Below are 5,882 nucleotides of genomic sequence, written 5' to 3'. Positions count from 1 at the left end.
GAGCTGACCTCCCCACGCTCCCCGCGCGTCGTCGCCGCGCGGCGGCTGGCCCGTCGCAGCTTCCGCGGCAAGGAGCGCCGGTTCCTCGCCGAGGGACCGCAGGCCGTGCGGGAGGCCGCCACCCACCGGGCGGGCGGCGAGCGCACCCTCGTCGAGCTCTTCGCCACCCCCGAGGCCGCCGAGCGGCACGGCGACGTCATCGAGGCGGCCCACGCGGCCGGCGCCCCCGTGCACCGGGCCAGCGAGGAGATCGTCGCCGGCATCTCGCAGACCGTGACCCCCCAGGGCATGGTCGGGGTCTGCCGCTTCCTCGACCGGCCGGTCGAGGAGATCCTGGCCGCCCGGCCCCGGCTGGTCGCCGTCCTCGCCCACGTCCGCGACCCCGGCAACGCCGGCACCGTGCTCCGCTGCGCCGACGCGGCCGGCGCCGACGCCGTGATCCTCACCGACGCCTCGGTCGACCTCTACAACCCCAAGGCGGTGCGCGCCTCGGTCGGCAGCCTGTTCCACCTGCCGGTGGCCGTCGGCGTCCCCGTCGAACGCGCCGTCGCCGGCCTCGCCGCGGCCGGCACCCGGGTGCTCGCCGCGGACGGCGGGGGCGACCACGACCTGGACGCCGAACTCGACACCGGCGCCATGGGCGGGCCCACCGCCTGGATCTTCGGCAACGAGGCCTGGGGCCTGCCCGCCGAGACCCGGGAGCTGGCCGACGCCGTGGTCCGGGTCCCCATCCACGGCCGGGCCGAGAGCCTGAACCTGGCCACCGCCGCCGCCGTCTGCCTGTACGCCTCGGCGCGCGCCCAGCGGGCGGCGGGCGGCTGCCGGGCCACGGGTGATCGGCCAACGGAGCGCCCGGACGGTCATCGCGCGCCCCACCGGGGGAGGGATGAACCCGAACAGCGCTAGTAGGCTGACCGAACAGCGAGAGGGGCGCACGGGGATGGACACCGAAGGCGGTGCCGGGGAGCTCGGCCTGACGCCCGACGACCTGCCCGACGGCCTGGTCGTCGCCGACGGCGCCGGCGAGGTGATCTGCTTCAACGCCGAGGCCACCCGACTCACCGGCCGGCCCGCCGCCGAGGCCCTCGGCCGCCCCGTCGAGGAGGCCCTGCCCCTCCAGGACACCGACGGCCGCGGCTGGTGGCCGCTGACCGACCCCTACCGCGGCCCGGCCAGCCGCACCGGGCATCCCGAGCGCAACCTGCTGCTGCCCGGCGGCGGCGAGGTGCTGGTCACCGCCCGATACGTGCGGGCCCACCCGGCGGGGCCCGTCCGCCGCCTCGTCGTGACCCTGCGCGCCACCGACGCCAGGCAGCGCGCCGAGCGCAGCGACGCCGAGCTGATCGCCACCGTGGCGCACGAACTGCGCTCCCCGCTCACCTCGGTCAAGGGCTTCACCGCCACCATGCTCGACAAGTGGGAGCGGTTCACCGACGACCAGAAGAAGCTGATGCTGCAGACCGTCGACAGCGACGCGGACCGCGTGACCCGGTTGATCACCGAGCTGCTCGACGTCTCCAGGATCGACTCGGGCCGGCTCGAGATCCGACGCCAGCCCGTCCGGCTCGACGACGCCGTACGTCGCCACGTCGAGACCCTGGTCAACGGCGGCCTGACGGCCGACCGCTTCGACCTGCGGATCGCCGAGTCGCTGCCCGACCTCTGGGCCGACCCCGACAAGATCGACCAGGTCCTCGGCAACCTGCTGGAAAACGCCGTGCGCCACGGCGCGGGAACCGTCACCATCGAGATGGACCGGGCCCCCGGAAAGAGGGGCCCCTCAGGTCAGGAAGGCCCCGCGGCCCAGGAAGGAACCACGGTCACCGTGAGCGACGAAGGCTCCGGCATCCCCGAGGACGCCATCCACCGGGTCTTCACGCGCTTCTGGCGCGGCAACGACCGGGGCGGCACCGGGCTCGGCCTCTACATCGTCAAGGGCATCGTCGAGGCCCACGGCGGTACCGTCACGGTCGGCCGCACCGCCCGGGGCGGCGCCAGGTTCCGATTTACCCTGCCCGCGGGCACCCCGGCGTTCCTCTCGTGATCCCCCGCGACCGACACCGGTCGCACCCGATCACCGCCGGCCGTGGCCGCGGGCGCACCTCGCCCTGACACCACGGACCCATGCCCTCGCGCGCCCCCCGTAGACTCGGCCCCGGGGCGCGCAGCGGGGCGTCACGCCAAACGGAAGCAACGGAAGAGATGTCGGCACCCAACAAGTCGTACGACCCTGTCGAGGTCGAGGCACTGAAACCGGAAGAGATCGACCGAGCGCGGGACGAGGCGTTCGCGGCCATCGCGGCCGCCGCCAGCCTCGACGAGCTGCGCGACGTCAAGGTGGCCCACGCCGGCGACCGGTCGCCCCTCGCCCTGGCCAACCGCGAGATCGGCGCGCTCCCGCCACAGGCCAAGGCCGAGGCCGGCCGCCGCGTCGGCCAGGCCAGGAAGGCGGTGAGCGGCGCCTTCGCCGCCCGCCAGGAGGAGCTGGAGGTCGAGCGCGACGAGCGCGTCCTGGTCGAGGAGGCGGTGGACGTCACCCTTCCCTACGACCGCCGCCCGGCCGGCGCCCGGCACCCGTTGACCACGCTCTCCGAGCGCATCGAGGACATCTTCACGGCCATGGGCTACGAGGTCGCGGAGGGCCCCGAGGTCGAGGCCGAGTGGTTCAACTTCGACGCCCTCAACATCGGCCCCGACCACCCGGCGCGCACCACCCACGACACCTTCTTCCTCGCCGGCGGCAAGGAGGAGGCGGGCGACGCCGAGGCCGACCTGGTGCTGCGCACCCACACCTCGCCCGTGCAGATCCGCTCCATGCTGGACCGCGAGCCGCCCCTCTACGTGATCTGCCCGGGCCGCGTCTACCGCACCGACGAGCTGGACGCCACCCACACCCCCGTCTTCAACCAGGTCGAGCTGCTGGCCATCGACGAGGGCCTGACCATGGCCGACCTCAAGGGCACCCTCGACCACATGGTCCAGTCGCTCTTCGGCGAGGGCATGCGCACCCGGCTGCGGCCCAACTACTTCCCGTTCACCGAGCCGTCCGCCGAGATGGACATGGTGTGCTTCCGCTGCCGCGGCGAGTCCGTCGGCAACCCGGACCGCCCCTGCCGCACCTGCTCCAGCGAGGGCTGGATCGAACTCGGCGGCTGCGGCGTGGTCAACCCGCGGGTGCTGGTCGCCTGCGGCATCGACCCCGAGCGGTACAGCGGCTTCGCCTTCGGCTTCGGCATCGAGCGACTGCTGATGTTCCGTCACAACGTCGTGGACATGCGAGACATCATCGAGGGTGACGTGCGGTTCACCCGGCCCTTCGGGATGGAGATCTGATGCGCGCCCCGCTTTCCTGGCTGCGGGAATACGTGGACCTGCCCGCCGGGATCACCGGCCGCGACGTCGCGGCCCGGCTGGTCTCCGCCGGCCTCGAGGTCGAGACCGTCGAACAGCTCGGCGCCGACCTCACGGGACCGCTGGTCGTCGGCCGGGTGCTCGCCATCGAGGAGCTGACGGAGTTCAAGAAGCCGATCCGCTACTGCCAGGTGGACGTCGGCACCGCCAACGGCACCGGCCAGCCGCAGAACATCATCTGCGGCGCCAGCAACTTCGCCGTCGGCGACAAGGTCGTGGTCGTGCTGCCCGGCGCCGTGCTGCCCGGCGGCTTCGAGATCACCGCCCGCAAGACGTACGGCCGGGTCTCCGAGGGCATGATCTGCTCCGCCCGCGAGCTCGGCATCGGCGACGACCACGCCGGCATCCTCGTCCTGCCGCCCGAACACGAGGCCGGCACCGACGCCTTCGCGCTGCTCGAACTGGTCGACGAGGTGCTGGACATCGCCGTCACCACCGACCGCGGCTACTGCCTCTCGATGCGCGGCATCGCCCGCGAGACCGCCACCGCCTTCGGGCTGCCGCTGCGCGACCCGGCGCTGCTCGACGTGCCGAGCCCCAACGCCGAGGGCTTCCCGGTCCGGGTCGACGACGCCGGCTGCGACCGCTTCGTCGCCCGCACCGTCACCGGTGTGCGGCCCGAGGCCAGGTCCCCGCTCTGGCTCCAGCGGCGGCTCCAGAAGGCCGGCATGCGGCCCATCTCGCTCGCCGTCGACATCACCAACTACGTGATGCTGGAGATCGGCCAGCCGCTGCACGCCTACGACCACGCCCGGGTCACCGGGCCGATCGGCGTGCGGCGCGCCCAGCCGGGCGAGAAGCTCACCACGCTGGACGGCGCGCGGCGCGCGCTCGACCCGGAGGACCTGGTGATCTTCGACGCCAACGGGCCGATCGGCCTGGCCGGCGTCATGGGCGGCCAGGACACCGAGATCGCCGACGCGCCGGGCGACGAGCCCCAGCCGCTGCTCGGCGAGGCCCGGGGCACCACCGAGATCGTCCTGGAGGCCGCCCACTTCGACCCGGTCGCCATCGCCCGCACCGCCCGCCGCCACAAGCTCTCCAGCGAGGCGGCCCGCCGCTTCGAGCGCGGCGTCGACCCGCGGGCGGCCGGCGCCGCCGCGCAGCGCGCCGTCGACCTGCTGGTGCTGCTCGGCGGCGGCACCGCGCAGCCCGGCGTCACCGAGGTCGCCGCCGAGGCGCCCCCGATGCCGATCACCGTCCGGGCCGACCACCCCGACCGGGTCGCCGGCATGACCTACGGCCGCGAGACCGTGGTGCGGCGGCTCCAGGAGGTCGGCTGCACGGTCACCGGCGCCGACCTGCTCACGGTCACCGCGCCGAGCTGGCGTCCCGACCTCACCGACCCCAACGACCTCGCCGAGGAGGTCATCAGGCTGGAGGGCTACGCGGCACTGCCCTCCACCCTGCCGCGGCCCAAGCCGGGCCGGGGCCTCACCGAGCGGCAGCGGCTGCACCGGCGGATCGGCCGGGCGCTGGCCGGCGCCGGCTACGTCGAGGCCCCCAACTACCCGTTCATCGGCCAGACCCAGCTCGACGCGCTCGGCCTCCCGGCGGACGACGACCGCCGGCGCACCGCCCGCCTGATCAACCCGCTCTCCGACGAGGAGCCGGGGCTGCGCACCACGCTGCTGCCCGGGCTGCTCGACGCGCTGCGGCGCAACGTCGGCCGCGGCACGGGCGACGCCGCGCTCTTCGAGACCGGCCTCGTCTTCCTGCCCACCGGCGACGAGCCCACGCCCGTCAGGCTGCCGGTGACCCGGCGGCCCACGGCCGAGGAGATCGCGCTGCTCGACGCGGCGCTGCCGCGGCAGCCGCGCCGGGTCGCCGTGGTGCTCGCGGGCGCCCGCGAGCCGGGCGGCTGGTGGGGCGAGGGCCGCCCCGCCGGCTGGGCGGACGCCGTCGAGGCGGCCCGCACCGTCGCCGGCGAGGCCGGCGCGGAGCTCGTCACGGAGAACGCCAGGCAGGCGCCGTGGCACCCGGGCCGCTGCGCGGCGCTGTACGCGGTCGTGGACGGCGAACGGGCCCTGGTCGGCCACGCCGGCGAACTGCACCCGCGGGTGATCAAGGCACTCGGCCTGCCCGAGCGGACCTGCGCCATGGAGGCCGACCTGGACGCGCTCCAGGCCGCGGGCAGCGGAGTGCCGTCGGCGCCCGCGGTGTCGTCGTTCCCGGTCGCCACGCAGGACGTCGCGCTGGTGGTCGACTCCTCGGTGCCGGCGGCGGAGGTCGCGGCGGCGCTGCGCGACGGCGCGGGCGAACTGCTGGAGTCGCTGCGGCTGTTCGACGTCTTCACGGGTGAGCAGCTGGGCGCGGGCCGGAAGTCGCTGGCCTACACGCTGCGGTTCCGGGCACCGGACCGGACGCTCACCGCCGAGGACGCGACGGCCGCCCGCGAGGCGGCGGTCGCGGCGGCGACGGCGAGGACGGGCGCCACGCAGCGCTGACGGCCGGGGGGTTGTCCCCCACCC

Annotated in this window: 4 protein-coding genes; all 4 read left to right on the top strand. The window is 75.0% G+C overall.

Annotated features, from left to right (window positions below):
- Positions 1-906, top strand: a 906-nt coding sequence (locus E1283_RS30275; protein WP_243745208.1) for a TrmH family RNA methyltransferase, incomplete at its 5' end; no start/stop codon positions are given.
- Positions 907-940: 34 nt separating this feature from the next.
- On the top strand, positions 941-2,044 hold the full coding sequence (locus E1283_RS30270) for a sensor histidine kinase (RefSeq protein WP_132821368.1): 1,104 nt from the start codon (positions 941-943) through the stop codon (positions 2,042-2,044).
- A gap of 158 nt (positions 2,045-2,202) precedes the next feature.
- Positions 2,203-3,333, top strand: a complete 1,131-nt coding sequence (gene pheS, locus E1283_RS30265; RefSeq protein WP_132821367.1) for a phenylalanine--tRNA ligase subunit alpha — start codon at positions 2,203-2,205, stop codon at positions 3,331-3,333.
- Positions 3,333-5,858, top strand: a complete 2,526-nt coding sequence (gene pheT, locus E1283_RS30260) for a phenylalanine--tRNA ligase subunit beta (protein ID WP_132821366.1) — start codon at positions 3,333-3,335, stop codon at positions 5,856-5,858. Before pheS ends, pheT begins: the two co-directional genes overlap by 1 nt.
- The last annotated feature ends 24 nt before the right edge of the window (positions 5,859-5,882 follow it).

This window comes from Streptomyces hainanensis (assembly GCF_004348415.1).
GTDB lineage: Bacteria > Actinomycetota > Actinomycetes > Streptomycetales > Streptomycetaceae > Streptomyces > Streptomyces hainanensis.
This window is presented reverse-complemented; position numbering and strand designations above follow the sequence as displayed.

Excerpts from the sequence above, each read along its gene's own strand:
- E1283_RS30270 (WP_132821368.1), top strand. The coding sequence starts at position 941 with ATGGACACCGAAGGCGGTGCCGGGGAGCTCGGCCTGACGCCCGACGAC.
- pheS (WP_132821367.1), top strand. The coding sequence starts at position 2,203 with ATGTCGGCACCCAACAAGTCGTACGACCCTGTCGAGGTCGAGGCACTG.
- pheT (WP_132821366.1), top strand. The coding sequence starts at position 3,333 with ATGCGCGCCCCGCTTTCCTGGCTGCGGGAATACGTGGACCTGCCCGCC.